This is a genomic window from Bacillus sp. lyk4-R2A-2 (assembly GCF_030209735.1).
Lineage (GTDB): Bacteria > Bacillota > Bacilli > Bacillales > Bacillaceae > Bacillus > Bacillus pumilus.
The window spans coordinates 149,328-175,958 of record NZ_JARVRK010000006.1 but is presented as its reverse complement, the minus strand read 5'-3'; the positions used below and the strand labels follow the sequence as shown (position 1 = coordinate 175,958).

Annotated in this window: 27 protein-coding genes; 20 read left to right on the top strand and 7 right to left on the bottom strand. The window is 41.2% G+C overall.

Features of this window, described 5'->3' with window-relative positions; genetic code table 11:
- Positions 1 to 229 precede the first annotated feature (229 nt).
- Positions 230 to 880, bottom strand: a complete 651-nt coding sequence (locus QRN39_RS11820; protein WP_284907320.1) for an FMN-dependent NADH-azoreductase — start codon at positions 878 to 880, stop codon at positions 230 to 232.
- A gap of 83 nt (positions 881 to 963) precedes the next feature.
- Here QRN39_RS11820 and QRN39_RS11815 point away from each other — a divergent pair, with 83 nt between their 5' ends.
- Positions 964 to 1,896: a helix-turn-helix transcriptional regulator gene (locus tag QRN39_RS11815; protein ID WP_284907319.1), complete on the top strand. Its 933-nt coding sequence runs from the start codon at positions 964 to 966 to the stop codon at positions 1,894 to 1,896.
- A 76-nt stretch (positions 1,897 to 1,972) separates the two neighbouring features.
- Here QRN39_RS11815 and QRN39_RS11810 read toward each other — a convergent pair whose 3' ends face one another.
- Positions 1,973 to 3,172 (bottom strand): DUF418 domain-containing protein, encoded by a 1,200-nt coding sequence (locus QRN39_RS11810; protein ID WP_251191398.1) that lies wholly within the window; start codon positions 3,170 to 3,172, stop codon positions 1,973 to 1,975.
- Positions 3,173 to 3,424: 252 nt separating this feature from the next.
- Between QRN39_RS11810 and QRN39_RS11805 the strand changes: the two genes are divergently transcribed.
- From QRN39_RS11805 to QRN39_RS11755, 11 genes are all read left to right on the top strand, one after another.
- A complete protein-coding gene (locus tag QRN39_RS11805) occupies positions 3,425 to 4,120 on the top strand; it encodes a response regulator transcription factor (protein ID WP_284907318.1) in 696 nt (231 codons plus the stop codon).
- Complete coding sequence (locus QRN39_RS11800; protein WP_284907317.1) at positions 4,107 to 5,414, top strand: HAMP domain-containing sensor histidine kinase; 1,308 nt, start codon at positions 4,107 to 4,109, stop codon at positions 5,412 to 5,414. The genes QRN39_RS11805 and QRN39_RS11800 overlap by 14 nt, the downstream gene beginning before the upstream one ends.
- A 37-nt stretch (positions 5,415 to 5,451) precedes the next feature.
- Entirely contained in the window at positions 5,452 to 5,880 is a 429-nt protein-coding gene (gene psiE, locus QRN39_RS11795; protein WP_003212694.1) for a phosphate-starvation-inducible protein PsiE, read from the top strand.
- Between the two features lie 220 nt (positions 5,881 to 6,100).
- Entirely contained in the window at positions 6,101 to 6,646 is a 546-nt protein-coding gene (locus QRN39_RS11790; RefSeq protein ID WP_284907316.1) for a PadR family transcriptional regulator, read from the top strand.
- Positions 6,639 to 7,385 (top strand): transporter, encoded by a 747-nt coding sequence (locus QRN39_RS11785; protein WP_284907315.1) that lies wholly within the window; start codon positions 6,639 to 6,641, stop codon positions 7,383 to 7,385. The genes QRN39_RS11790 and QRN39_RS11785 overlap by 8 nt, the downstream gene beginning before the upstream one ends.
- Positions 7,386 to 7,966: 581 nt before the next feature.
- Positions 7,967 to 8,875 (top strand): alpha/beta fold hydrolase, encoded by a 909-nt coding sequence (locus tag QRN39_RS11780; RefSeq protein ID WP_284907314.1) that lies wholly within the window; start codon positions 7,967 to 7,969, stop codon positions 8,873 to 8,875.
- Between the two features lie 139 nt (positions 8,876 to 9,014).
- Entirely contained in the window at positions 9,015 to 9,968 is a 954-nt protein-coding gene (locus QRN39_RS11775) for an ABC transporter substrate-binding protein (protein ID WP_253622261.1), read from the top strand.
- Between the two features lie 70 nt (positions 9,969 to 10,038).
- Complete coding sequence (locus QRN39_RS11770; protein WP_003213394.1) at positions 10,039 to 11,055, top strand: FecCD family ABC transporter permease; 1,017 nt, start codon at positions 10,039 to 10,041, stop codon at positions 11,053 to 11,055.
- Positions 11,048 to 12,085 (top strand): FecCD family ABC transporter permease, encoded by a 1,038-nt coding sequence (locus QRN39_RS11765; protein ID WP_003212627.1) that lies wholly within the window; start codon positions 11,048 to 11,050, stop codon positions 12,083 to 12,085. The genes QRN39_RS11770 and QRN39_RS11765 overlap by 8 nt, the downstream gene beginning before the upstream one ends.
- Before the next feature lie 21 nt (positions 12,086 to 12,106).
- Entirely contained in the window at positions 12,107 to 12,826 is a 720-nt protein-coding gene (locus QRN39_RS11760; protein ID WP_284907313.1) for an IucA/IucC family C-terminal-domain containing protein, read from the top strand.
- 112 nt (positions 12,827 to 12,938) lie between these two features.
- Positions 12,939 to 13,397, top strand: a complete 459-nt coding sequence (locus tag QRN39_RS11755) for a hypothetical protein (protein WP_003212829.1) — start codon at positions 12,939 to 12,941, stop codon at positions 13,395 to 13,397.
- Positions 13,398 to 13,478: 81 nt separating this feature from the next.
- Here QRN39_RS11755 and QRN39_RS11750 read toward each other — a convergent pair whose 3' ends face one another.
- Positions 13,479 to 14,357, bottom strand: a complete 879-nt coding sequence (locus QRN39_RS11750; RefSeq protein ID WP_284907312.1) for an endonuclease I family protein — start codon at positions 14,355 to 14,357, stop codon at positions 13,479 to 13,481.
- A 169-nt stretch (positions 14,358 to 14,526) separates the two neighbouring features.
- Here QRN39_RS11750 and QRN39_RS11745 point away from each other — a divergent pair, with 169 nt between their 5' ends.
- Both QRN39_RS11745 and QRN39_RS11740 read left to right on the top strand, forming a co-directional pair.
- Positions 14,527 to 15,762, top strand: coding sequence for a pyridoxal-phosphate-dependent aminotransferase family protein (locus QRN39_RS11745; RefSeq protein ID WP_050944684.1), 1,236 nt, complete (start codon positions 14,527 to 14,529; stop codon positions 15,760 to 15,762).
- A gap of 159 nt (positions 15,763 to 15,921) precedes the next feature.
- The gene (locus QRN39_RS11740; RefSeq protein WP_003213581.1) at positions 15,922 to 17,112 is read left to right on the top strand and encodes a tetracycline resistance MFS efflux pump; all 1,191 of its coding nucleotides are present in this window, start codon (positions 15,922 to 15,924) and stop codon (positions 17,110 to 17,112) included.
- Between the two features lie 53 nt (positions 17,113 to 17,165).
- On the opposite strand, the gene QRN39_RS11735 is transcribed toward QRN39_RS11740, so the two are convergent.
- Positions 17,166 to 18,323 carry an oxalate decarboxylase family bicupin gene (locus tag QRN39_RS11735; protein WP_226803990.1) on the bottom strand — a complete coding sequence of 386 codons (1,158 nt, stop codon included), beginning with the start codon at positions 18,321 to 18,323 and terminating at the stop codon, positions 17,166 to 17,168.
- 64 nt (positions 18,324 to 18,387) lie between these two features.
- On the bottom strand, positions 18,388 to 19,548 hold the full coding sequence (locus QRN39_RS11730; RefSeq protein WP_284907311.1) for a PucR family transcriptional regulator: 1,161 nt from the start codon (positions 19,546 to 19,548) through the stop codon (positions 18,388 to 18,390).
- 320 nt (positions 19,549 to 19,868) lie between these two features.
- On the opposite strand from QRN39_RS11730, the gene QRN39_RS11725 reads away from it, so the two are divergent.
- The 5 genes from QRN39_RS11725 to QRN39_RS11705 all read left to right on the top strand — a co-directional run bounded on the left by QRN39_RS11725 (position 19,869) and on the right by QRN39_RS11705 (position 23,727).
- Positions 19,869 to 20,720, top strand: coding sequence for a DUF72 domain-containing protein (locus QRN39_RS11725; RefSeq protein WP_003212748.1), 852 nt, complete (start codon positions 19,869 to 19,871; stop codon positions 20,718 to 20,720).
- Between the two features lie 63 nt (positions 20,721 to 20,783).
- On the top strand, positions 20,784 to 22,157 hold the full coding sequence (locus tag QRN39_RS11720) for a bifunctional metallophosphatase/5'-nucleotidase (protein ID WP_284907310.1): 1,374 nt from the start codon (positions 20,784 to 20,786) through the stop codon (positions 22,155 to 22,157).
- A gap of 67 nt (positions 22,158 to 22,224) precedes the next feature.
- The gene (locus tag QRN39_RS11715) at positions 22,225 to 22,530 is read left to right on the top strand and encodes a YunC family protein (protein WP_050944071.1); all 306 of its coding nucleotides are present in this window, start codon (positions 22,225 to 22,227) and stop codon (positions 22,528 to 22,530) included.
- A 75-nt stretch (positions 22,531 to 22,605) separates the two neighbouring features.
- The gene (gene yunB, locus QRN39_RS11710) at positions 22,606 to 23,370 is read left to right on the top strand and encodes a sporulation protein YunB (protein WP_044140941.1); all 765 of its coding nucleotides are present in this window, start codon (positions 22,606 to 22,608) and stop codon (positions 23,368 to 23,370) included.
- A 126-nt stretch (positions 23,371 to 23,496) separates the two neighbouring features.
- Positions 23,497 to 23,727, top strand: coding sequence for a hypothetical protein (locus QRN39_RS11705; RefSeq protein WP_003212760.1), 231 nt, complete (start codon positions 23,497 to 23,499; stop codon positions 23,725 to 23,727).
- Between the two features lie 56 nt (positions 23,728 to 23,783).
- On the opposite strand, the gene QRN39_RS11700 is transcribed toward QRN39_RS11705, so the two are convergent.
- Positions 23,784 to 24,728 (bottom strand): M23 family metallopeptidase, encoded by a 945-nt coding sequence (locus tag QRN39_RS11700; protein WP_249118194.1) that lies wholly within the window; start codon positions 24,726 to 24,728, stop codon positions 23,784 to 23,786.
- Positions 24,729 to 25,054: 326 nt separating this feature from the next.
- On the opposite strand from QRN39_RS11700, the gene lipA reads away from it, so the two are divergent.
- A complete protein-coding gene (gene lipA / locus QRN39_RS11695; protein WP_034317455.1) occupies positions 25,055 to 25,951 on the top strand; it encodes a lipoyl synthase in 897 nt (298 codons plus the stop codon).
- 38 nt (positions 25,952 to 25,989) lie between these two features.
- Here lipA and QRN39_RS11690 read toward each other — a convergent pair whose 3' ends face one another.
- The gene (locus QRN39_RS11690) at positions 25,990 to 26,625 is read right to left on the bottom strand and encodes a YhcN/YlaJ family sporulation lipoprotein (RefSeq protein ID WP_050944070.1); all 636 of its coding nucleotides are present in this window, start codon (positions 26,623 to 26,625) and stop codon (positions 25,990 to 25,992) included.
- Positions 26,626 to 26,631: the final 6 nt, after the last annotated feature.

Sequence of the window (26,631 nt, the reverse complement as noted above, 5' to 3'; positions counted from 1 at the left end):
ATCCAGTGCATATTTAAGTATTTAAAATAGATGTAATACTTTAATATATCTATGCTACTCAAAATCCTGGTTAATTTACGGTGTACCGATTGAATTATATACATTTTGAAAGCTTGTATACAAAAATCGCTCCTAGGATTCCAGATAGTTTTGATACACTCTAAAATCCTAGATTAATCAAGTTCGAAATGGAAGGTTCTATTGGTCTTTTGTTTTTGAAAAACACAGCTTACATCCCGCTAGGCGAGTAAAACGCATCAAAGGCTTTAGACAAATCGTCAGCTGCAGATGACAAGATCGTTTCTTCTTCTAAAATCGCTGTTCCTTGTGCTCGGACAATATGAAATTGTTGAAAGCCCATTAAGTTTTGGAATATTTCTTTTAGGTAATCATGTGAAAATTCCAGAGGTGTGTATCGATCGTTATTTGTGAAAATTGAGCCACTTGCTTGAAGCAAAAGTACACGATAATCGTCAGTCATCAGACCAACTGAACCATTTTCTGTATATTTAAACGTTTCTCTAGCAATAAAAATATTATCTATATAATCTTTCATACGTGATGTCACATTAAAATTATGAACAGGTGATACAATCACGATTCGATGATGTGCTTTGAATTGAGCCAATAAAGCAGATGAAGCAGCAGCGATTTTTTCTTCGGTAGCTGTTAATGTTTGTTCAGATGCTTGCTTATCCCAAATACGTAGCAGCTGGTCTTTTTCGATACGAGGAATTTCTGTTTCATGTAAAGGTAAAATTGTTGGTTCTTCATGAGGGAATCTTTCTTTAAACTGTTCTAAAAATAGTGTTTGCAGTTTGTTTGAATAACTTTCTCGATGAGTGAAATCAGGGTGCGCATTAATGATTAATGTTTGCATATACATGCTCCTTTTCTTTTGATAAACTGAGTATAAAATATAAAGGTGACAAAACATGTCACCTTTTTTAAAAGGAAATTCATATGAAAAAATCAGAACGATTAAACCAAGAGCTTATTTTTTTAAGTGATAAACACTCTTTTCAGTTAAAGGATTTACAATCCGAATTTGGCATTTCTAAACGTACGGCTTTGAGAGATATGGAAGAGCTAGAGTCCATGGGTTTAGCTTTTTACGTTGAACCTGGCAGACATGGAGGATATCGACTGGTGAAACAATCTCCAATGGTCCCTATTTATTTCAATACCGATGAAGTTCAAGCTATTTTTTTCGCGCTTAAAGCGCTAGACCTGGTGTCAGCAACACCATTTAAAAAGTCCTACTCACAAATTCGGCAAAAGCTGTTTGCCACAATGTCTGATGAGAGAAAACGAATGATCACGGAGACTTTGGATGTGATTCATTACTATAATGTCGCACCAGTTAGTGAACAAAATCATTTGGAATTGATTTTACAGGCGATGATGGAAGATCAAATCGTGAAGATGACGTACACGCAATATGAAAATAAAAGGATCAGGCTGCAATTTCTTGAGTTGTTTTATCGAAATGGGATTTGGTTCACCAAAGCATATGATGTTCAAAACAAAAAGTGGGGCATCTATAGATGTGACTTTATGAAGGACTTGATCATTGAAGAAGAAGGCAGAGGCACCTTTACTAAGGAAGAATTAAAAACACTGCAGCTCGAGTACGAAAAAACTTATCATGATATCTCATTTAAATGTCGATTAACGGAACAAGGAAAAGAAAAGTTTTTGAAGAATCATTACCCGAATATGAGATTGGAGATCATTGATGATACTCCATATATTATGGGTGGGTACAACCAAGAAGAATTATCGTATATGACCCACTATTTGATCTCATTTGGGAAGCATGTGAAAATTGAATACCCAGATGAATTAAAAGAGAGTTATTTGACTCAATTACAAGAAATGATTGAGCAGTATTGAAAGTGAACGGATTGTCTCTGAATCACAAACTTAACATATTAAAAAAGGCGAACTGTAGCCATTCGCCTTTTTTCTTTTACTTCGCCGCATGAAATGTATTGGTTTTCGATCTGTCATTGACCTTCCCATACGTCAGCTGACGCCAAATAAATTCCATCGGTCCATACTTAAACCGCTTTAACCAAAACGTACTGAAAAGCACAAGGAAGACATACACGCCAATAGCCATGAAGAACGTACCAGCCGGCTGAAGATGATCGACAAGCCCCGCTCCATATTTTAGAAATAGCATGGTTCCAATGATCGAGTGAAGCAAATAACAGGTCAGGGACATCCGTCCGACTTTGGTAAAGACCATCAAAGCACCTCGCAGCTGAGGAACGTGCAGAAACAGCATCGCAAGTGTACTCATATAGAACATACTGCCAGTTAATCCCCCGTTTTGTTCCAGAGCAGTGGCCATGTTCACCCAGAGTGTATGTTCAAAAGGATTGACCGCTGCTATAATCGTACTGCTTTGTGTGATGAGAAAAGCGATGGTACAAATGATCCAAATGCGATTCCAAATCGTTTTTTTCGCTTCCATGTTTTTGAAAAACGCCATTTTCACAAAATAAACACCAAGCAAAAACATGAAGAACATGGAATAGACGATTGAAAATGAGCTGGAAGCCATCGTCACCATATCTGTCCATCGGTCACCAATAGATGCTAAATAAGTCAGACTGTTGTGGCTGGTCAAATCAAAATCGGCAAAGTCCGGCTTGCCCGATGAGCCTGTACTGATGGTATGAAGCAGCATTGTGAAAAAGGGTGTGAGCAATTGAATCATAAAGAGTGTGATCAGCCAGTATCGGATGGTTTTGGCTGTACGTTTGTAAAAGAAAAGCAATAAAAAGCCAGCGACTGCATAATACGCTAAAATATCACCAATCCAAACAAAGGTGACATGCAGAAGGCCAAACCCTAAGAGAATGGTTAATCTGCGGGCAAACAGCTTGTTCGGACTGTCCACCTTCTGAGCAGCGCGGTCCATAAAAATCATAAAACCAACCCCGAATAGGAAGGAGAACAACGTAATAAATTTCCCTGAGGCGAACCAATTCACCAAGTTGTGAAAGACATCATTTGCTTCCATATCGAACCCCTTCGCCGAATCCACGATCAAAAAGTAATTCACCAGAATAATTCCCATTAAGGCAAATCCCCGTACGATGTCTAAGAAATGAACCCGATCCTTCAAACTCATCGCGTGTTCTACTTTGTTTGCATTCATATCCATGCTCCTTTTCTTGTTATGATAAATGTCATTCGGATCAATCCATCGATCCTTACAATGAATCAATATACGTCCCAATTCTTAACAATTTATGAAGATCCAATTTTTTGAAAATAAATGTGACAAATTGATGGAAGATGGTCAAATTCATAAACTGTTAAGATTTCTGCTGTATCTTTTCACATAGCTAGATGATATATAGTAAAGACATAAAAGAAAGTACATCACGTATCATGAGGTGAGAGAAACATGACGCATCGAATATTAGTCGTAGAAGATGATCAGGATATTGGAGACCTTTTGCAGGAATCCCTTACACGTGCTGGATATGAGGTGCAAAGAGCGATGAATGGCGAGCAAGCATTGAAGTTTGCGGACGATTCGCTCGATTTGGTGATTTTGGATGTGATGATGCCAGGCATATCAGGCATCGAAACGTGCCGGCAAATGAGAGCCTCTTCTAACGTCCCGATTCTATTTCTAACAGCTAAATCAAGTACATTCGATAAAACCGAAGGCTTACTTGCCGGCGGGGATGATTATATGACAAAACCCTTTTCACAAGAGGAGCTTCATGCTAGAGTCATTGCACAATTACGCAGGTACACCGTCTATCAGGAAAAGAAGGAACAGGAAGAAACGTTTCTTGCTGGGGGCAAGCTAAGGGTGAGCGAAGAATTTAATGAAGTGTGGAAAGAAAATCAACAAATCAAGCTTTCTGATTTAGAATATCGTATGTTGAAGCTGCTCATGAGCAGGCGAAACAAAATCTTTTCAGCCCAAAATATTTATGAGAGTGTATGGGGACAGCCTTATTTCTATTGTTCCAACAATACGGTGATGGTGCATATTCGAAAGCTGCGTGCCAAAATTGAAGATGATCCTGCACGTCCTGTATATATCAAAACAGAATGGGGAAGAGGATACCGATTTGGCACATCGTAAATATACACTAGCCAAAAAGCTAGCACTATTGATTTTGACAGCTACGGTCGTGAGTGGACTTGTCTTTTTGACGCTGCAAAAGATCACCGATGACCTCATTGACGGATATTTGAGTTCGGACGAGTATTACGAGGCGGAGTCAGCCAGATATATTCAAAAATTCAGCCGCTATGTGTCTGAGAATGAGCTGTCTTCTACAGATCGACAAGCGTTTGGTGAGTGGGTGAAAAAAGAGAATTACATTAATTTGACCATCTTCAAGGATGAAGTGCTGCAATATGACTCCATCTATTCGTCTGCTGATGAATCGGCGTATGGAAAAGAAAAGGTGACCCAGTACGCTGAGCATCATTCGTATCCAGTTCAGTTTAGCGATGGTGAAGGCCGGGTTATGGTGGATGGTTTCTATTCGTCTCGTTACCACGATCTCGCCTTTACACTCGAGCTGCTTGGGGCGACGCTTATTTTTCTCCTCATTGTTCTGCTTGGTATTCGCAAAAGTTTACGCTACCTGCAAACGATTCACCAAGACATTCATATTCTTGAAGGCGGCGAGCTGGACTATGAGATGACGGTGAAAGGGCATGATGAATTAGCGATGATTGCCAAAAGTATTGAGGAACTTCGTAAAGCTTTTCTGGACAAGCTCCAAGCCATTGACGAGCTACAAGAAGAGAGTCACAGCTTGGTTACTGAAATGTCACACGATATGAGAACACCGCTGACATCGCTAATGATGAATTTAGAGTTTGCGAAAAAAGAGGCGGATGGGGCGGATACACGTAAAGATCAATATATAGCAAGTGCTTATGAAAAAGCACTGCAATTGAAAAATCTGTCCGATAATCTGTTTGCCTATTTTCTACTTGATAAAGAACATGAACCTGAGCTTGAGACCGTTGCAGTCAAAGAGGTCATTTACGATCTCCTATCAGATCAGGTGGCGATCTTGCAGCAAGAGACATTCAAGGTTCATCTTTTAGGAGAGCTACCTGACAGCTATATCAACGTGAATGTCGAGGAGCTAGGCAGAGTGTTTGATAATCTGATGTCGAACATACTGAAATACGCCGATCCGAAAAAAGACATCAATCTCACGTTTCTATCCGATCAAGAAATCTTTGAGATCCATGTGAGCAATGCGATAAAAGAGACAAATGACACGCAGGAAAGCACTGGACTTGGTGAACGAAGCATTAAACGAATGATGTCCCGCATGCACGGGCAGTTTGAAAAGATGGAAAAAAGTGGTGTTCACTACATCGTGCTGCGATTCTGGCACTTCAAAATATAGATGACAAATGAATAACATGGAATGGAGAGACAATCTAATGAAACGATTCAACAACTTCCAAAAGGTACCCGATCTCTTGCAAGGTCTTCTGAATATCTGTCTATTCTTTCTAGCCCTTGCTTTAAGCGTCCTCTTAATTAGTGAAACTTGGTATATTGTCCAATTTGTCTACAAGAATGTGGTCAACAAAGGAGAAAGCTATTATGAAATGCTTGGTGAGCTGCTGATCTTCTTTATGTACTTTGAGTTTATTGCCTTAATTATTAAGTACTTTAAATCAAACTTTCATTTTCCGCTTCGCTATTTTATTTATATTGGCATCACAGCCGTCATCCGTTTGATTATCATCGATCATAAAGAGGCTGTATCGACCTTCTGGTGGGCGCTGACCATTCTAGCCATGACCGTTGCACTCTTTATTGCCAGTAAACGACATGCTGTTCAGGAGCATGAAGAAGTGAAGTGAGGGAAGAAGACGAACGGTTGCCGTTCGTCTTTTTTTTGTTTGATCAAGGTGGCTCACTCATCGTATTGCACACCTCTATAAACATCACGCTAACGCTTGCTTACAGGATTTTTTGAGAGCTCTGAAAAAGTGCTTAGCATGAAAGAAAATTTAAATCTAATCTTGAAATAATACTCAATGTTGAGTATTGTGTAAATAGATATTGAATAGGAGGAATCTGATGACGGACTTATATATATTAGGATTAATATCAATGAAACCGATGTCAGGGTATGATGTTGAGCAGAATTTAAAAAATACAATGGTCGATAGATGGGGAGGAATTCTAGTTGGCTCAATCTATTATGCGCTAAATAAATTAGAAAAAGGAAACTATATAAAAGTTTGTGAAACTAGGACGGTAGGGAAAAAGAGTACTAAAATTTACAAAATTACAGAACTTGGAAAAGAACACAAGAAAGAATGTGTGATGAAATGTCTTGTAGAATCTCAAAATACTTATCCAACTCAACTTTTTGCTGGACTAATGTTTGCTGACGAAATTGAAAAACAAGAAGCTGTTAAATCATTAAATATTCAAATTGAAGCGCAAAAAAGACATTTAGCAGAAATAGAAAAGGGTGAAGAAGAAAAAGAGAAACAAATGAATCTACCTCCATTAACAAGACTAACGTTTGATTACATTTATGAAATGGAAGAAATGAAAATGAAGTATCTTTATGAAGCTATTCATTTAATTAAGACGAGGGAGTTAACCGATGAATAAAATCGATCATATTGTTATCAATGTTGATGAGAAATATCAAAAAGACAAAAAAATGATAGATATGATACAACAAAATGGTTTTCCGTATGCACCTAAAAAAGGTAAAAGAACAAAAGGCTTTAAAATAAGCAATCTTTGGATTGGAAAGGAGTATCTTGAATTAGTGAATATAACACAGAAGGATGGCGGTGGCTGGAAAAAAGATTGGACAGAGTTGTATAATCGAGGCACAAGAGGAGCAATATGCTTAATGATTGATGTATCAGATATTGATTATTTACATCAATCGCTTTTAGACAAAGCATTTGATGTACAAACGCCAGAAAGAATCGAATATAAATTATTTGGACTACTTAAAATTTCATCACGATGGAGAAACATGTACTTACCTTATTTTGAAAAAGAGGCCTTTCAAATTGGATTTCAGCAATTAGATAACGAAGATATTTCTGAAAAATTTCAAAAGAAAATGATCCCCAATAGTATCAGTCATAAGATAATGGGGATGACCAAAATGATCATCAATGGCAAGTGGACTGAATTAGACTACAATATGATTGAGAATACCTTTCGTAATACTCAAAAAGAAGGCAATGCATTAAAAATAAAACTTAATAATGGAAGCGATATAATTTTTGTTAAAAACAATGATTTTTCCCTTTACGTAGAAATGGATAATCACAGTTTGCAATCTAAGTCTATAACAAAAATAGAAAATGTATATTTAGTAAACAATTAGATTCAATACATATAGATAATCATAAAAAAATGATTGTTTTTCTGAAATTCATCAGCATATGGCTTATTGTTGTGACCGCCGGGTGAAATGAACATCATTAACTGGAAAAAAGCATGTCATCATAACTAGAAAAAAAGTATCTCATTCCGCTCAGCGGTCACAATAATATGTATAAAGAGAATGGTGATATTTTTCTTTATTGAAATGCTAAAAAGCCATAGTGGGTAATAATAAATTCATTACTTGTTACTTAAAAGTTGGTATACAATAGGACAATAAATAAGAACGATATCAATGGATTTGTTCATGAAGAATTATCGTTAAATGCGGACTTAGAAATTGATGCTGAAAATTAAAAAAGCTTTATAGAAATATTGTCATTGCACTGCCCAAAAAAGCATGAAAAGCTATGAAATAAATTACGTCTTTCCTATACCCGAAGCATAAAAAGCGTTAAAACAAATTGTTGCCATTACTCAAAGCAAGACCTTTCCTTTGCGGGATATTACTTAATAGAATGTAGTCATGAGAATGGCCAGTATCGCTTGCCATTCTCGTTTCTGTTTGAAGGAGCGAAAAAATTGACAGACACGAAGACAGAACCATTTTCATTTACAAGTATGCAGCAGGCAGCTCCTGTTCATATTCCAGAAAGACAATTCATGCCATCACACGACGGCACAAGCCTTGCGTATTATCCGTTTTTAGCAGAAAAAAAGAACGTGGCAAATGTCATCTTGATCCATGGTGGAGGCGCTCACAGCCTAGCTGGTTACGAGCATATCGCCTATACGCTGCAAAATGATTTTCATGTGAATACGTTTTTAATCGATTTAAGAGGTCACGGCTATTCTGATGGAAAAAAGGGTGATACACCTAGTGTCACAGATGTGTGGCACGATATTTCGCAGTTTGTGAATATGGTCAAACAGCAGCATAAAGGAGCTGTTTATCTAAGCGGGCATTCATCTGGAGCGGGATTACTGCTAAACTACCTATCTTGGCCGAAAAAAAGAGAAGTAGACGGTTACTTTTTTATTGCCCCTGAATTTGGCTATAAATCAGGCACTGCGAGCCCTAATCAAATCCCATTTGCAACCGTTCAAGTATGGAAATTCGTTCTGTCTGCCATGACAAAAGGATTGCTGATGAGTCATTCTGAAGCCGTTCGTTTTCACTATCCAATATGGGCAGTCGAGCAGGATCCGCTTTTGTTGACAGCCATCACCGTCAATCTAGCACTTGCCTTAACCCCATCTGCACCTAAAAAACAATTTGCGATGATGGATCGGCCATATGCGATGTTAGTAGGAAGTGAGGATGAGCTGTATGATATAGAAAAATTTCCTGCCTATCATGAGCTGCCCGATGAAACGATCAGAAAACAATCAGTCTATGAAGTGATGGATGGACATACCCATTTGTCGGTGTTACTAGAAGCGGGAAAACAGATTGGAAGGACCATCCAAATGTGGAATCGTTCTATTTAGTATGAACAACTAGTCAACACTCTCCCTTTTTCTTAAAAATTTACATTGACACCATCCTTTTCTATGATAAAATCATAGTGTGATAATGAGAATCGTTATCAAACGATATGACTACATATAGAATGGATAGGTGAGGTACATGTTCAAAAAATCTTTTTGGTCGCTATTAGTTGTGCTCTCCATCGTTTTACTTGCAGCTTGCGGCAGCAATAGCAGTGAAGGCAAGTCAAACAGTAAAGAAAAAGCAAGAACTGTTGAAAGCGCTATCGGTTCAACTGAAATTAAAGGATCGCCTAAACGTGTGGTGACGCTGTACCAAGGAGCAACAGATGCAGCAGTCGCGATGGGCATTAAACCAGTGGGTGTTGTAGAATCTTGGCTTGAAGCACCTACGTATAAATATTTAAGAGATGATTTAAAGGGTGTCAAAATTGTTGGACAGGAAATACAGCCAAACTTAGAGGAAATTGAAAAGCTTAACCCAGATTTGATCATTGCATCAAAAGTCCGCCATGAGCAAATTTTTGATCAGCTGAAAGAAATCGCTCCAACTGTTGCAACAGAAACAGTGTTCACATTTAAAGATACAGTAAAATTAATGGGTGAAGCGTTAAACCAGCAAGACAAGTCAAAAGAATTGCTAACGAAGTGGGATGACCGCGTCGCTGACTTCAAAGAAAAAGCGAAAAAAGACATCAAAAACTGGCCAATGAGTGTGTCTGTAGTGAACTTCCGTGCAGATCATGCTAGAATCTATCAAACTGGATTCGCAGGGTCAATTTTAACAGAGCTAGGCTTTGAAGGACCTAAGAATGTCAAAGATAAAAAGCAAGACATCATTACACTGACAGACAAAGAGAGCATTCCGCAAATGGATGCAGATGTGATCTATTACTTCATGGATGATCAGGATAAAGCCGTTGAAAAAGCATATAAAGAGTGGACGAGTCATCCTTTATGGAAGCAGCTTGACGCAGTGAAAGCGAAACAAGTGCATAAAGTGGATGAAATCACTTGGAACATGGGCGGCGGTATTATCGCTGCAAACATGATGCTTGATGATATTGATGATCGTCTCGGAATTGATAAATAAGGATAACAGAGGAGAAAATGTGAAAAACCATTTTCTCCTTTTTCCATAACAGATTGAAAGCGGGAATCAGATGAGAAGTTTATTAAAAAAGGATTCGAGCAAGGCGCTGCTGTTTGCTGGATTCGTCGTATTGATGGTGGTCTTTTTTATACTCAGCATTTCTCTTGGGCAAACCTCGATTTCCCTCAAAGCCACCATCCATGCGTTTCTTCATTTTGATGAATCGGATCCAAACAGTGTCATTGTCATGACATCCAGATTATCAAGAGCTTTAATTGCAACAGTTGTTGGATCAAGTCTAGCGATTTCAGGTGCACTGATGCAGGCATTAACAAGAAATCCGCTTGCAGCGCCAGATTTGTTAGGAATTAATGCAGGTGGACTATTTTTTATCGTCATTTCAATTGTTTTCTTTTCAACAGAGTCATTAACAGGCTATATGTGGACAGCCTTTCTAGGTGCGGCAATTGCAGGGATGCTCGTTTTTCTCTTGGGCTCTATTGGAAGAGATGGATTGACACCGGTCAAAATTGTCCTTGCAGGTGCGGCGATATCTGCACTGTTTGCGTCCTTTACACAAGGTCTTTTAATCGTGAATGAACAGTCGATTCAAAGCATCCTGTTTTGGATGGCGGGTTCAGTTTCTGGAAGAAGCATTGATATGCTGCTGCCTGTTTTGCCTTATATTTTAGGTGCGACAGTTGTGGCGCTGCTTCTTGGACGTTCCATCAATGTCCTTTTGTCAGGAGATGATATTGCGAAGGGACTTGGTCAACGTACGCTGGCGCTGAAAATCACGATGGGAGTTCTCGTCGTCTTTTTAGCGGGTGGTTCCGTCGCTGTCGCAGGATCGATTGGATTTGTTGGTTTTCTAGTGCCGCATATTGTGAAAAAGCTTGTCGGACCTGACCACCGCTGGGTACTGCCGTATTGTGCCGTAGTGGGGGCGTCGCTTTTACTTGTCGCAGACCTTGCGGCTCGTTTTCTGATCATGCCGCAGGAAGTACCGATTGGTGTCATGACGGCGGTAGCAGGAGCGCCTCTATTTGTTTATCTCGTGCGCAAGGGGTTGAAGACAGGTGGCTAAAACATATACAGTGCGTTCAAAGGGCGGGCGCATTTCATTTCAATTTTCAAAGCGGACGTTTTTGATTTTACTTTTATTGACGGCCATTGCTTTTGGGTTGTTTATTCTCAGTCTCTGTATGGGCAGCCGATTTATTTCGCCTGTGGATGTGCTTCTTCATATAATCGGTCAGGGAGAGGGAAATACCTTTGTGCTCAATACACTGAGGATTCCAAGAACATTGCTGGCTGTCTTAGTGGGAGCCGCACTTGCGGTATCAGGGCTTATTTTGCAAGGGTTAATTCGCAATCCGCTTGCATCGCCTGACATCATCGGGATTACGAGTGGTGCTTCGTTCGGTGCGATTATGTTTATTGTTTTTTGGATGGGCACTGTGCCTATTGCGTATCAATCGTTATGGGCGATTGCAGGTGCGTTTGCTGTCTCGTGTCTGATTTATTTGCTTTCATGGAAAAAAGGGGTCAAGCCGATCACACTTGTCCTAATGGGCATTGGGATTTCTGCCATTATGAAGGCGTGTGTGACGTTTACTCTTGTTCTTAGTGATACGATGACAACGACAAAATCATATATCTGGCTGACAGGCAGTTTATATGGTTCTACGATGAAGGACGTCACGTCGATGCTTCCTTGGATCATGATCATTTTACCGATTGTCATGGTGTTAGCAAGAACGATGAATGTGAAGGAGCTTGGAGATGATCTTGCAACAGGTCTCGGGGTAAAAGTGCAGGCAAAACGGTTATTCTTTCTGCTGATGAGTGTGACATTGGCAGGGATTGCTGTTGCCTTTGCTGGCGGTATTGAATTTGTTGGACTGATGGCGCCGCATGTTGCACGGATGATCATCGGCCGTTCCTTCATTGCGCTGGTCCCGGCATCTGCGCTTGTTGGAAGTATTCTCGTGATGCTCGCAGATTTAGTCGCTAGAACGGCTTTTCTACCGTTAGATGTACCAGCAGGTGTATTCACAGCTGCAATTGGGGCACCGTTCTTTATTTATTTGTTATACCAGCAGAGAAATCGATAAACGAAAGATGGAGGTTTTGATATGAGGCCAGAGTGGGTTGAGAGAGAATTACTTGATTTCGGGGTACACATCACAAATGGACCAATGACATCTGATCGCACACTTGCTGCGCTTTTTTCAGAAGCATCTGTCCTGCGTTTATTAGAGGCTGAAAAGGAAGCTATGCATGCACCGAATGTGGCGGTAGCAGCGTCGATGTTTTCAAAGCGTTATGCCTACTTATCGGTCAGTTCCTCTTTGTACATGCTGACGCTGTATGACGGTGTTTATCAGTTTCCACCAGAGGCATCTGTCTTTAGAGAGGATCGGAAAATCGAAATTGATGAGTCATTGTGTTCGTTTGTTCCATTAGAAGGAGATCGGAATGAATGGAGAGAGCAGGTTGTGCATGCGCTGTTTACGGAGTGTGTCACACCTCTTTTAGATGTACTGAAGCGTACGTCAAGACTTCCGTATACCATTTTGTGGGAAAATATAGCAGTTCGCATCAATTCTCTTTATCGCAGCATGATGCGAGAGGCTGAAGACCCTGCGGTGAAGCAGCGCGTGCGAGAGGATTATCTGTATCTGAAGCAAGCAGCTGGTGATGTATTTGGAGCAAAACAAAATCCATTTCATCACAGCTTAAACTTAGATGACAGTTTACTAGAAACATCCAACCGAAAGACTTGCTGTATGTATTATAAGCTCGAGAAAAAATCTGAGAGTCTCGATTATTGTCTTGTCTGTCCGCTAAAATAAAAAAACACCTTATACTGAAGGTGTTTTTTTATTGGTTTAAATAGTTAGGTGTAAAATTAAATAAAGTTTTTTTGTTATTTCATCATCTCATATTTTTATGGAAGGAACTCATATGAAAAAAATTATAATATGTATCATTTTTATGATGACAATCATCGTGGGCTTGTTTTTTATTCAACCACTTAAAAACCAAATTTCTTTTCTTACAGTAAAAAATACAAATCTGACTGAATTAAAGGTAGGACATTTGAAGTTGGGATTGAAAAAGGAAAAAAGCAGTGAAAATGAATGGATGAAAACTTCAAATTCAAATTATTTTAAAGTGAATAGAAGAAAAGAAATAGTGGCAATTTCTTTAGAAAATAATCAAAGTAATATAAACAACACAATAAATATTCATTCAACTAAGAAAGATATATATGATTATTTTGGTGAAAATACATACGGTAGAGACGATGACCAAGGATATAACATAATAGGTTATAAGGATTCGGAGCATGATATCAAAATAGAATTTTTCTACTTAGATAAAAATTTAGAGAGAATAATCATTAGTGAATTTAAGGAATAACGGAATATCCAGAATGTGTATGAGCGGTGAAGTCATTTTATTTTAAAAGGCACTGCTTGTTCGTAGCAGTGCCTTTCTTTTTTATTCCCAAATCGCACTTGCCCATTCTGGGTGATCGATAAAGGGATTGCGGTTGTTCTGATACGTTTCATAAATGATCTCGTTGCGGTTTCGTTCGATTTGATCGACAGGATCTTGTTTGTGCCACTTGAGAAGTACGGACATTTTGCCGTGAAGAGGGGCGCTACCATTATTCACTTTGTCGTTTAATTCTAAATCTGGAAAGCGGTCATCGCCCTCGTACCGCACCGCCATATAAAAGAGCATTCTTGCCACATCCCCTTTCACCCGGCTGTGAGGTTCGAATGAGTCGCTATCGTAAAAATTGCCCGGCGCTCCCTTGTATTCATTTCCGCCCAGATCAAAATCTAAATTTCCACGAGTACTATTCGTTTGCACGTCTGTTGCTCGCAGATGATGGAGATCTGTACCAGGGCCCTGGCTTGTCCCAAAATTGCCGTGTGACTTAGCCCACACATGCTCCCGGTTCCACTGGCCAACATTTCCGCCATTCGATTGCTTTGAGCGGGAGACACCGCTATAGAGCAAGAGCACGTTGTTTGGATTTTTTGGATCTTCATCTGTTTTCTTTAAGGCATCCCAAACTTGGCTGTAGGATAGCTGCTTATGATCATCAATAATATCGTGTAAAGCTTTTTTTAAAGCGGTTCCTGATTTGCCATTAGCAGATTGATAATAGGAATCGATTTGACTTGTAGCGGTTGTTTTCGCTTGTTGTGTAGATGTTTCGTTTTGAAGCTGTAACGGGGAAAATGTGATGGTTTGACTCGGTTCATTCAAAGTAAAGCTTTGAGCATTCGCAGTTTGCGGCAGCGGGGCGGCTAACGTACCGAATATCATGATTCCGGCAGCCACAGTTCCAAATAAGGTTCTCTTCATTCGATTTCCTCCTCGATAGGGAATGTATTCTCTTTATTTCTATCATAATGTCAGAAAGAAATAAATGGATTTCTCGTAAATTTTATGTAATGAGTTCATAGGAAAAGAGATTGCTATTTTATCAGCATTACTGTATAAGTGGGCATATAGGATGACAGCAAGGGAAAGGATGGATAACGTGAAAGAACTGCAAATACCTTCAAGAACGATTATGACACCAGGACCTGTTGAAGTAGATCCCAGGGTGCTCCGTGTAATGAGTACGCCAATTCTCGGTCAATTTGATCCAGCATTTACACATATCATGAATGAGACGATGACCTTATTGCGGTCCCTTTTCCAAACAGAAAATGAATGGGCTTTTCCAATTGACGGCACGTCTCGTTCAGGGCTTGAAGCTGTGCTTGCCAGTGTCATTGAGCCGGGAGATTCGATGCTTGTGCCTGTCTTTGGCCGGTTCGGTCATCTTCTCATTGAAATAGGACAGCGCTATGGTGCTGAGGTACATACAATGGAATGTGAATGGGGAACCGTTTTTGACCCAAGTGATATCATTCAGAAAATGAAGCAGGTCAAGCCTAAAATCGTTGCGATGGTCCATGGTGAAACATCCACCGGGCGGTTGCAGCCACTTGAGCAAATTGGTGAAGCGTGCCGGGCACTGGATGCATTGTTCATTGTAGACGCTGTAGCAACCATTGGCGGGGTTCAGGTGAAAGTGGATGAATGGAAGATTGATGCGGCGATTGGCGGTACGCAGAAGTGCTTGTCTGTTCCATCAGGCATGTCCCCTATCACGTATAATGACCGGGTGGCAGCTGTCGTTGAATCGAGAAAGAAAGTGGAAAAGGGAATTGCGACACAGGATGAATTGCAGGAGCAAATGGATATTTCTCCAATTAAAAGCAATTACTTTGATCTCAGCCAGCTTCAGGATTATTGGAGCCCTAGGCGATTAAATCATCATACAGAAGCGACAACGATGCTCTATGCACTTCGAGAAGGGGTTCGTGTTGTGCTGGAAGAAGGTCTGTCTGAGCGTTTCCAAAGGCACGCATATCACGAGAAGGCCTTGATGAAAGGACTTGAAGCGATGGGACTTGAATTGTTCGGTGATCCACATTGTAAAATGCCGGTTGTGACATGTATTGAGATTCCAAGTGGTATGGATGGAGAAGCGGTACGTGCCGATCTGCTTAAGCATTTTGGTATCGAAATTGCCAGCTCCTTTGGACCGCTAGCCGGACGTATATGGAGAATTGGCACAATGGGCTATAGCTGCCGAAAAGAAAATGTGCTGTTTGTGTTAGCAGGGCTGGAAGCAATTTTAATCAAGCATGGTGCATCTATCCATTGCGGCGCAGGGCTTCAGGCGGCTCTTTCTATCTATGAACAAGGTGAATAAAGTCATACGGATACTCGCTATTTGCGGGTATTTTTTATTTGGAAAAGAAAACTAAATTTTGAAAAACTAGACTTATAGACAGTGATATCGCTATACTGAAGAAGTTCTGATCATTTTTGTCATCATTTTCATTTATTTTGCAGAAAGAGGTTTTTTGATATGAAGAAAATGGGCAGATTATACATTTTGATGCTCAATATTTTTATTGCCATGCTTGGCTTTGGCCTCATTGTCCCTGTCATGCCAAGTTACATTGAAGCCTTTGGAGCAACAGGAAAAACACTCGGTTTTCTTGTCGCTGCAACAGGTCTTACACAGTTTGCTTTATCGCCGGTTGCAGGCGCACTGACCGATCGATTTGGACGTAGAAAATTGATCATTGCGGGGATTGCCGGCTTTACGATTGCCCAGTTTATTTTTGCATTTGCTGATCAGCTTTGGATGCTGTTTGTGTCTCGGTTTTTAGGTGGTGCTGCCGGGGCTTTACTCATGCCAGCCATGTTTGCATACATCGCTGATATCACAAGTGAGAAGGATCGAGGGAAAGGAATGGGGCTATTTAGTGCTGCAATGACGTTAGGCTTTGTCATTGGACCAGGCGTAGGCGGCTATTTGGTCGAGTACGGAATCGCTTTTCCTTTTCTCATCGCAGGTTCCTTTGCAGCTCTTTCTACCCTATTGTCCATACTGTTTTTACCTGAAACATTAACAAAGGAAAAGCAGGAAGAAGCGAGGTTAAACAAAGACATTCATTTCAACCCGTTTGTACAAATGCTGCAAGCTTTAAAGACATCCTACGGTTTTTTGTTTATATTGGCGTTTGTCCTCAATTTTGGCATCATTCATTTTGAATCGATTTTCGGCTTATATGTAGACCAAAAACATGGATTTACACCGAAGGATATTGCGTTTGTGATTACGGTTGCGGGTCTTGCAGGCGTGCTTGTCCAAGGTGCGTTGGTGAATGCCTCTGTGAAACGATTTGGTGAAATGCGCGTCGTGCGTTATGCACTGCTAGGAGCGGCTTTGATGCTCATCGTCTGCCGTGTTGCGCCGTCCTTTTGGCTAATCTTTGCAGGCTCTATTTTATTTTTGTCGGCTACATCATTTGTTCGTCCAGCCCTCAATACATTGCTGTCCAAAATGGCAGGTAATCAGCAAGGAGTAGCGGGCGGCCTCAATACATCCTTTATGAGCCTTGCCAATATTGTCGGACCGAGCCTTGCGGGCATTTTATTTGATGTGAATATTGAGTTTCCTTTTATGCTCGGAACACTGGTGCTTTGCATAAGCTTCATTGCATCCATCGTGTGGGGGAAAAAAGTGCAGCATCCTTCGACAGTTTCTTAAAATTTGTTTATAAAAAACCGATCAGTACGGCTTGATCGGTTTTTTGATGCGCATCATCTCTTATATTTCACGACAGGTGATTTTTCTTTATGAAGCGCACGAATCATGGCATCATCTACATGCAAATGCTCTTTCACTAATTGAGGAGGTGTTAAGGCCATCCACTGATTCAACGAAATATCTGCAAAGCGATCACTTTTAAACATTTCTAAAAACCAAAGGCTCGTTTGGCCGATATTTTGGATGTAATGTCCCATACCAAAAGGAACATATCCGACATCACCTGCTCTGTAATTAAAGGTGCGGGCAGTGCCCCCGGCTCCAAAGACCGTCATTTTGGCTGTACCGGTTAAATAGTATTGCCACTCATCGTTATTAGGGTGCCAGTGCATTTCTCTCATGCCGCCAGGCTTTACTTCAACAAGCGCAGCTGCAATGGTTTTTGAAACAGGGAAGTTTCGTGAATCGACGATGCGGACAGTTCCACCAGAGGTCGTCAGCGGTTTTTGGCGAAGCAGCTGGTACGTAAATGGCGGCTCGATGCTTCCGTATGGATCAGATACCGTTTGGCTTTCTATTGATGCTGGCGGAGAGCCTTGAAACATGTAGCGCTGCTTATTCGGAATATGGTCAAACAGCTTCTTAGGAACGCCAAAATTGTCGGAGAGAATGTTTTTCGGTGTATGGGCAAACCAGTCTGTGATGGTGAACGTATCAAATTCAGAAAAAGCGCCATCATCAAAGACTAAAAGAAATTCACACCCGTCCTCAAGTCCTTGAATGGAGTGCGGAATACCTGGGGGGAAATACCATAAATCTCCTTCTGCTACATCAGCGATCATATTTCGCCCTTCTGCATCTACAGAGGTGATGCGGGCTTTTCCTAAAATCATATACGCCCATTCAGCCTGCTTATGCCAATGGAGCTCTCGCACTCCGCCTCGAGTCAGCCGCATGTTGACACCCGCAATCGTTGTGGAAACAGGCAGCTCTCGCTTCGTAATTTCTCTCGACCAGCCGCCATGATTTAAATGCATATGTGTATCGGAATATGAAAATTTTAAATTAGGAATGATTCCGGCATCGGTTTTAGGTGGAACAAGCATATCTGGGTTCTCGATATCTCGAAGGACGTCCCGCGGGCCTAGATCGGTGGCACCAGCACCATCCTCTCGAATTGGCTGCGGGATGTGACGCAGCTCATCATCCATTTATCATCCCTCCTCTTGTATCATTTTTCTCCTCCAAACTATATGAAACTTCGGAAGAAAACATTCACTCAGGATGGGGTGAAAGAAGCATGTGAATACGTAATGCTAAGCGCAGCCTTAGTGTGGTTTCAGGGTCTTTTAAGCTGATCCGCAGCAGCTCCTCACACTTCTCCAATCGATAAATGACCGTGTTGCGATGAATAGACAAACGTTTCGCTGTTTCTGAAATGTGGCAATGCGTTTCTAAATAGACAGATAAGGTGTGGAGGAGATTTTGACCGGCTTCATATAACGGGTGAAGGTGCATCTGGTGAAACGTGACTAAATCCTTTCTTGGAATAAGCTTTAATAAATCTGGCACATCCTTTGCCTGATAGAAGTGTATATATTCCGACTGCGCCGAGAGATGTCCGGCTTGAAGCGCTTCTAATGCTTCTCTGTACCCCTCAGACAGGTAATTGATGCGACAACTAGTCAAGCTCGCGCCAAAGGAAATGGTGTGATTCACTTGAATGCTAACGAGCATCTGCAGCTGTTTCAAAAAAGAAAGGAGTCTTTCACTCATCTCTGACCAACTGCCCGTCTCTTCCATTAATACAATGCCCATATCACCTTTGACAAATAAAAAGGAAGGGAAAGGAGAGCTTGGAAGTGCGCTGTCGAGCAGATCAACGACTTGTTCTAACATCAGTTGCTGCTTCAAAAAATGAGTGGTCTCATGACACTGATCAAGCTGACAGATCATACATAGATAGCTGCTATCTACATTTAATCCAAACGCCTTCGCAATGTTTGCAGCGTCTTGCTGAGAATACGATGAACCCTCTATCCATCTGCGAAATCCTTCATTTCTGGCATGCTTGGCCGTTTGCTGGGCAGAATATTGTCTCATTCGCGCAATCGAGATTTCGTGTACTGCTTGTTCAATGATGACTTGCAGTGTTTCATCCAGCGGAAGGATGAAGGAAGGAATGACCACATACTCACATGTTTGTTCGATTAGATCAATCGGAAAGACAGAAAAGGTTTGCTTCGTATCTATTATTGAAAAATAATGGGGTGTCCGGCTTTTGAAAAAGGGGAGAATGCGAATCCAATCTGGGCTCGTGATGATGATGTGCGAGTTGCAGAGAAGGCGCCCATGCTGGTTACACAAATAGACAGGCTTGTGAATCCTTTCGGCGATTTTTTGCAATGCTTCAAACTGGTTATCGTCTAAGTTCATATCCACTAAGTCTCCTTTATTAAGAACTTTAGTTCTTGGTGAAGATGAATAAATAAATGGACAATCACTGTTCACTTTTCTGATATGCATTTTATGTTATCAGCTCAAATCATTTAAGATAGAAAGTTGTCAACTAATATCACAAACAAACAGAGTTCTTGATAAAATCACGCACCATCAGTCATCTTCATTCAGAATTACGGGCAAATATGATATGTTGTAGACAGAAGAATTTCTTTCAGAAATATGGGTATGACAAGAGAAAAAGGCTTTCATGTGAGGAAGCCGTCTATACATGAGAGTGGCAAGAGGTGAGAAACATGATTTATATCGGATTAACTGGCTGGGGTGACCATGACAGTCTTTATCCGCCGAAAATCGGCAGCGCGCAAAAGCTGTTTCACTATTCGTCTACGTTTCCCATTGTGGAGCTGGATGCCAGCTTTTATGCAGTTCAGCCTGAACGTAATCATGAAAAGTGGATCAAGGATACGCCAGATACCTTTCAATTTGTCGTGAAAGCATATCAAGGAATGACCGGTCATCAGAGAGGCGAAATTCCGTTTGCTTCGAAGGAAGAGATGTTTGACGCATTTATTCTTTCATTGACTCCGCTTATTCGTGAAGGGAAACTAGCCATGGTTCTATTTCAATTTCCACCATGGTTTGATTGCAAAAAAGAGCACGTCCTTTATTTAAGATGGTGTAAAGAGAAGATGGGGGACATTCCGTGTGCCCTCGAATTCCGTAACCGCACATGGTTCTCAGATGAATTTTATGAGCAGACCTTGTCCTTTATGGAAAAAGAAGGCTGGATTCATTCTGTTTGTGATGAGCCGCAAGTTGGAGAAGGCTCCATTCCGCCAGTCATACAAGCTACGCACCGTGATAAAACATTGGTCCGTTTTCACGGAAGAAATAAACAGGGCTGGCTTCACCCAGCAGACCATGAGAATTGGCGTGAAGTGCGATACTTATATTTATATAATGAAGCTGAATTAAAAGAGTGGAAAAAGAATCTCGACATCCTGCATCAGCAATCAAAAGATGTGTATGTCGTGTTTAATAATAACTCCGGCGGAGATGCAGCGGCGAATGGTCAGCAGATGATTGATTTGCTGGATATTACGTATTCAAGCCTTTCTCCGAAGCAGTTAGATTTATTTAGTTAAATGAGAGCTGCGGCTTTCAACCTGAATGAGACGGTTCAGTGACAACTTGAGGGAGAGATCAACATGCTGCAGAAGCTATGGTTATATCATACAAACGATTTGCACAGCCACTTTGAGAACTGGCCAAAAATCGCAGCTTATATTGAAGAAAAGCGTCAAGTTCACGATCAGATGCTCTTGTTTGATATTGGCGACCATATGGACCGAGTGAACCTCGTGTCAGAAGCTGATTATGGAAAGGTAAACGTCAAGCTCCTCAATCAGCTTGGCTATGACGGGGTCACAATTGGAAATAATGAAGGCATTACGCTGCCTCATGATCAGCTGGATCAATTGTACGAGCATGCACAATTTCCAGTGGTCCTGTCTAATTTATTTGAGAAAGGCAAAAGGCCAGCGTGGGCAAAGCCCTATCATATGATCCAAATGGAAAACGGACTGAAAATATGTCTCTTAGGCGTGACCATTGCGTATACACCTGTCTATGAAAAGCTGGGCTGGGAAATAACAGATCCGTTTGACAGCATACGGGACATGCTGCAGGAAGTGAAGGGACAAGCGGATATCATTGTGCTCTTATCCCATCTTGGTATCATCCATGATCGGGAGGTCGCCCGTGATTTTCCTGACATCGACATCATCCTAGGCTCACACACGCATCATTTGTTAGAACAGGGTGAAATGGACAATGGGGTACTGCTTGCATGCGCTGAAAAGTATGGGCATTATATTGGCTGTGTCGAGCTGACCATTGACACAGCGAGCAAAGAGTTAATCGAGAAAAAAGCAACGGTGCAGTCAGTGGAGCAGCTGATCAGTGAATCAGATGAAGCGATCACTACCTTACAGCAAGCAGAGAGAAGAGCGAAAGCCCTCATGCAGGAAAAAGTAACCGTGATTGAGTCAAGGCTAGAAACGAAGTGGTTTGATGAATCCCCGCTTCCGCAGCTCTTAACAGATGCCATTAAAGATTGGTGCGGGGCAGCTATCGGCATGATGAATGCAGGTATGGTGCTTGATTCATTAGAGGCAGGAATCGTGACTAGAGAAGAAGTCCACCGAATCTGCCCGCACCCAATTAACCCAATTAGGGTGACGCTTTCCGGTCAACAGCTCATCGAAACCGTTCGGCGTGCCTGTGAAGAAAAAATGGAACAGCTACGCATTAAGGGCTTCGGCTTTAGAGGTGACCTGATGGGGAAAATGCTGTATAGCGGCCTCACCTATACAGTAGAAGAAGGTGAAACCAAACGAGTAAAGGATGTTTTTGTGCATGATCAATTGATCAGAAAAGACGCCTTATATACGGTTGGCACAGTCGATATGTATACATTAGGCTCTCTATTTCCTCATATCCGTGACCATGAACACATTGAATATTTCATGCCGGAATTTTTACGTGATGTGCTTACTTGGCGCCTGAAGGAAGCCACATGAAATCCGCTTTAGCCTAACAACACTCGCCCTCTTGTCACATAGATTGTGATGAGAGGAGTGAAGGGATTTGGTGAATTTAACACCTATTAATATTGATGGACATTCCTTTACAGCCGTCACCGTCAAACTGCCGAAGACGAATTTTATGGCAGTGACAAATGAACATGGGTATATTATGTGCGGTGCACTGGATGTCGGGCTCTTAAATGAAAAGCTTGCAGATAGAGGCATTATCGCAGGGAGAGCAGTTGGTGTGAGAACGATAGAGCAATTGCTTGATGCCCCTTTAGAATCTGTGACATACGCTGCAGAAGCATTAGGCATTACAGTTGGAACCATTGGAAGAGACGCCTTATTAAAAATGGTGAAATAAAATGAAGAGATGATTCCTATCCCCCCGCCTGTCTGCATACACTTGTAATGGAGAAGGGGGGATTTTTTATTGAGAATGAACCGCCGCTATCGCCCCTATAAAAAGGGCCCTTTGCCATTCCGATACGTCATGCTGCTTGCGATCTTATTCTTTGTACTCTCAACCGTCATAAGCCTATTTTTTATTAACCGCTCCATTAAACCAACCCTTATACACATTGCTGAACTAGAAACAGAGCGTATCGCCAATCATCTGATTCAATATTCCGTCCAAGATTTTGCAGAAGATCAGGAGAATATGAAGGATATGGTGGTCATGAATACAAGTGAGAACGGAAAAGTAACGACCATCGATTTTAATGCGCAAGCAACATCGAAAGCAATGGCTGACCTGTCACGTCATCTTCAAAAAAATTTAGAGGACATTGAAAAGGGGAATTTTCAAAAAGAGGCAAAAGAAGCATTAAAGGATCAAACAGATGGACATGACGGCATTATATATAACATTCCGCTTGGGCAAGCGTCCGGAAATGCACTCATCGCCAACCTAGGACCAAAAGTGCCTGTACGGTTTAGTGTCATTGGCGATCCGCATACGGACGTTGAAAAAAACATTAAGCCTTATGGCATCAACAATGCCTTGATTGATATTAGTGTTCTAATCGAGGTCAAGGTGAGAGTCATCATCCCGTTTGCATCTGAAACAATCGTGGTCAAAAACTCAGTACCCGTCTCCATCCAAGCTGTTCAAGGAGACGTACCAGATTATTACAATGGCAGCGGAACGAACTCAGGCGCCCCATCGATTGTTCTCCCAGAGAAAAAGGAGAAGAAAGAATAACAGCCCAAGGAATGATTGGGCTGTTTTTTGATGTGCAGTCATTGGAAATAAAAACCTCATTCACTACTTGATTCCATATAGATGAATGTGTCATGATCAATTTTAATTGTTATTAGGGGGAGCTTTATGAAGAAACTTTATGTAAGTGGTATTTGCTTTTTGGTTTTTGCTATAGTATTTAGTGCTAAATATATCACAGCATCCATTTTACTGGTCAGAAATGAAAGCTTAAGTATCGATATTTTTAGAGGTATGTTTGACATGATTCCATTGGAAGTAACCGTTGTGTATTTCATTTTTCTCATCATGGGAATTCTATTTTTAATTTTAGGTTTGAAGGAGAAAAATGAGCAGTAACTTGCTTAGACATGAAAAAGGAGAAGGGTGCGAAAACGCTAAACTTCTCCTTTTCTTTAATGTCGTTTTCGCTCAGCTCTTTCCCATGCCCTTAAATGAGGGTATGGATCAAAAGACCATTCAGTTCTGCCATTGTCTTTATACATGCCATAGTGAAGATGCGGCGGAAATTTTCCTGCTGTTCCTGGAGGGCCATAACCGGAGCTTCCGACAGATCCAATGACCTGTCCAGGTTCAACAATTTGACCTGTTTTGAGTCCTTTTGCAAAGCCATTTAAATGAGCGAAGTAATGATAATGGTTATGAATATCTCGAATCCCAATCCGCCAGCCGCCAAAGCGGTTCCAGCCTTTCATTTCAATCACGCCATACGATGTCGCACGAACGGGAAGTCCATAATGGGCAAATAAATCCGTACCCTCATGAATTCTTCTGCCTCCAAATCCTCTTGCATCTCCCCATGTACTCCGGTAGCTGTAGTCAGCTCCGACTGGAAGAGGGAAAGCGTGCTTTCCGAGGTCAAGATGGCCATAGTGCTGATATAGCTTCATAAAAGATGAAATGATTCCAACGGTTTGATCTCGTCCATAATAGTCCCATAAAGCAATTTTTAATTGATCAATGCTGTTGCCGTAATGAAGCAAGTATTGAGCAAACGTGAATAATACATCCTCATCGTCATCGCTGTTCGCTTTTCCATCCCCGTTGCCATCAAGTCCAATTCCATCAAACACTTTAATGCTTAAAGGAGAGGTATCCTGCTTATTCGGGTTTTCAGGGCCGATCCACATTTCCCGGGGAATGTAGATGCCAATGACGCCTTTTTGTTTCGGTAAATCTCTTCTGCTTTTTCGAATATTGTGCTCATACTGATCAACCGCAGCAAGTACATACCATGGAACCTGTGTCGTGATGGCGACTTTTTCGTATAGTGCCATTCGCTGCTTCAGTACATCTGGCTGCTTGCCTTCCCCCTGCGTATGAACAGGTAAAGGAAGCATTGAAAGAGCGATCATGATGGCTAAAACCACTTTCACAAACGTCCATCTCCTTTCATCAAGCATCGTCTTCTACCGTTTAGTGTGGTTAGATCACCCTATTTCATAAGAAGAAAATGTTAGTAATTTTCTTGTGATTTTTTTAGGAGGCTTTTGGGTATTTTGCAGCTCATTCCCTTGTTGTTCAATCTGTACTATGTTAAAGTGTCTAAAGAAAAGGCTTTAGGCCGAAGATTCAATTTTTTGCAGCTTCTTAGCTGCATCCATCGTATATAGCAGGAAGATTTTTGTAGATGCACCTTTAACGAATTCATATGGAGATGATGGAATTGGCAAAGAAGGAAGAGCACGTAAGAAAACCGGACTGGCTTAAAATTAAGCTGAATACGAATGAAAACTATACCGGTTTGAAAAAAATGATGCGGGAAAACAACCTGAATACCGTTTGTGAGGAAGCAAAATGTCCGAATATTCATGAATGCTGGGCAGTGAGAAGAACCGCTACATTTATGATCCTTGGATCTGTTTGTACGCGCGCATGCCGTTTCTGTGCGGTGAAAACTGGACTTCCAACTGAGCTAGACCTGCAAGAGCCAGAACGCGTGGCAGATTCAGTGGCTTTGATGAACTTAAAGCATGCTGTCATAACAGCGGTTGCAAGGGATGACCAAAAGGATGGCGGAGCAGGTGTGTTTGCTGAAACCGTTCGTGCCATTAGAAGAAAAAGCCCATTTACGACAATTGAAGTTCTCCCTTCAGATATGGGCGGCAATTACGATAATTTGAAGACGTTAATGGACACACGTCCTGACATTTTAAATCACAATATTGAAACAGTTCGCAGATTAACGCCAAGGGTTCGTGCGCGTGCTACATATGATCGTTCATTAGAATTCTTGCGCCGTGCAAAAGAAATGCAGCCCGACATTCCAACGAAATCAAGCATTATGATTGGACTCGGTGAAACGAAGGAAGAAATCATTGAAGTCATGGATGATCTTCTTGCTAACAACGTCGATATTATGGCGATTGGTCAGTATTTACAGCCTTCGAAAAAACATCTAAAAGTTCAAAAATACTATCATCCGGATGAGTTTGCAGAGCTGAAAGAAATTGCGATGTCAAAAGGCTTCAGCCATTGTGAAGCTGGACCGCTTGTGCGCTCTTCCTACCATGCAGATGAACAAGTAAATGAAGCGTCTAAAAAGCGTCAGGCGCAAGCATAACAAGAAAACGCCAGAGCTCTCTGGCGTTTTTTCTCGTATTAATTTTGGCCGTAAGGGGCATTTCTTCTCATGGTACGGTCGGAATTCGTCATACCATTTGCATCTTCTTTCGTAGAAATATCTCCACCTTGAGGGGAATATTTCATTTGTTGAATTGTTTTGGTTAAGATTTGATCAAAATCACGTGAATTGGTTTGAAGACGTGAAAAATTGGCAATGGATTGAAAGTGCTCTGGATTATCAGAGACGTATACATGATAATAACGAGGGAGAACAGAAACCGCCGTTTTCTTTACTTGATCGGCAGATTCATCCCGGTTTTTGTTTCCTGTTCGATACACAATTAGTGCATCCTCATCTGTCACAAGTGTGGCTGCATCTTTGATGTTTGGCAGCTGCACAGTTAAACTTGTAATGACGTGGGCAAGATGCTCGCGATTTAAAGCAGGTGTTCTTTCTTTCTGATCCGTTACTTGCTGGTGCTGATAACGAACATACCCTGCTCTGTTTGTGTCTGCTTCTGGCATGTTGGAATTATTTCCTTCATGACGATCCGACAGACGGATGGTTTTACTTGAAGAATCTTCATCCACTTGCCGGTTCATACCTGATTGAAAGCCGCACCCGCCTAAAAGCATGCTGAGAAGAATCGCGGCTGTCAGTTGTTTCTTCATAAAAGT

Excerpts from the sequence above, each read along its gene's own strand:
- QRN39_RS11735 (WP_226803990.1), bottom strand. The coding sequence starts at position 18,323 with ATGGATGATGAGCTGCGTCACATCCCGCAGCCAATTCGAGAGGATGGT.
- QRN39_RS11820 (WP_284907320.1), bottom strand. The coding sequence starts at position 880 with ATGCAAACATTAATCATTAATGCGCACCCTGATTTCACTCATCGAGAA.
- QRN39_RS11730 (WP_284907311.1), bottom strand. The coding sequence starts at position 19,548 with ATGAACTTAGACGATAACCAGTTTGAAGCATTGCAAAAAATCGCCGAA.
- QRN39_RS11755 (WP_003212829.1), top strand. The coding sequence starts at position 12,939 with ATGAAAAAAATTATAATATGTATCATTTTTATGATGACAATCATCGTG.
- QRN39_RS11740 (WP_003213581.1), top strand. The coding sequence starts at position 15,922 with ATGAAGAAAATGGGCAGATTATACATTTTGATGCTCAATATTTTTATT.
- yunB (WP_044140941.1), top strand. The coding sequence starts at position 22,606 with ATGAACCGCCGCTATCGCCCCTATAAAAAGGGCCCTTTGCCATTCCGA.
- QRN39_RS11785 (WP_284907315.1), top strand. The coding sequence starts at position 6,639 with ATGAATAAAATCGATCATATTGTTATCAATGTTGATGAGAAATATCAA.
- QRN39_RS11760 (WP_284907313.1), top strand. The coding sequence starts at position 12,107 with ATGAGGCCAGAGTGGGTTGAGAGAGAATTACTTGATTTCGGGGTACAC.
- QRN39_RS11705 (WP_003212760.1), top strand. The coding sequence starts at position 23,497 with ATGAAGAAACTTTATGTAAGTGGTATTTGCTTTTTGGTTTTTGCTATA.
- QRN39_RS11725 (WP_003212748.1), top strand. The coding sequence starts at position 19,869 with ATGATTTATATCGGATTAACTGGCTGGGGTGACCATGACAGTCTTTAT.
- QRN39_RS11810 (WP_251191398.1), bottom strand. The coding sequence starts at position 3,172 with ATGAATGCAAACAAAGTAGAACACGCGATGAGTTTGAAGGATCGGGTT.
- QRN39_RS11720 (WP_284907310.1), top strand. The coding sequence starts at position 20,784 with ATGCTGCAGAAGCTATGGTTATATCATACAAACGATTTGCACAGCCAC.
- QRN39_RS11775 (WP_253622261.1), top strand. The coding sequence starts at position 9,015 with ATGTTCAAAAAATCTTTTTGGTCGCTATTAGTTGTGCTCTCCATCGTT.
- QRN39_RS11690 (WP_050944070.1), bottom strand. The coding sequence starts at position 26,625 with ATGAAGAAACAACTGACAGCCGCGATTCTTCTCAGCATGCTTTTAGGC.
- QRN39_RS11700 (WP_249118194.1), bottom strand. The coding sequence starts at position 24,728 with ATGCTTCCTTTACCTGTTCATACGCAGGGGGAAGGCAAGCAGCCAGAT.
- QRN39_RS11805 (WP_284907318.1), top strand. The coding sequence starts at position 3,425 with ATGACGCATCGAATATTAGTCGTAGAAGATGATCAGGATATTGGAGAC.
- QRN39_RS11745 (WP_050944684.1), top strand. The coding sequence starts at position 14,527 with ATGGATAACGTGAAAGAACTGCAAATACCTTCAAGAACGATTATGACA.
- QRN39_RS11750 (WP_284907312.1), bottom strand. The coding sequence starts at position 14,357 with ATGAAGAGAACCTTATTTGGAACTGTGGCTGCCGGAATCATGATATTC.
- QRN39_RS11770 (WP_003213394.1), top strand. The coding sequence starts at position 10,039 with ATGAGAAGTTTATTAAAAAAGGATTCGAGCAAGGCGCTGCTGTTTGCT.
- QRN39_RS11815 (WP_284907319.1), top strand. The coding sequence starts at position 964 with ATGAAAAAATCAGAACGATTAAACCAAGAGCTTATTTTTTTAAGTGAT.
- QRN39_RS11790 (WP_284907316.1), top strand. The coding sequence starts at position 6,101 with ATGACGGACTTATATATATTAGGATTAATATCAATGAAACCGATGTCA.
- psiE (WP_003212694.1), top strand. The coding sequence starts at position 5,452 with ATGAAACGATTCAACAACTTCCAAAAGGTACCCGATCTCTTGCAAGGT.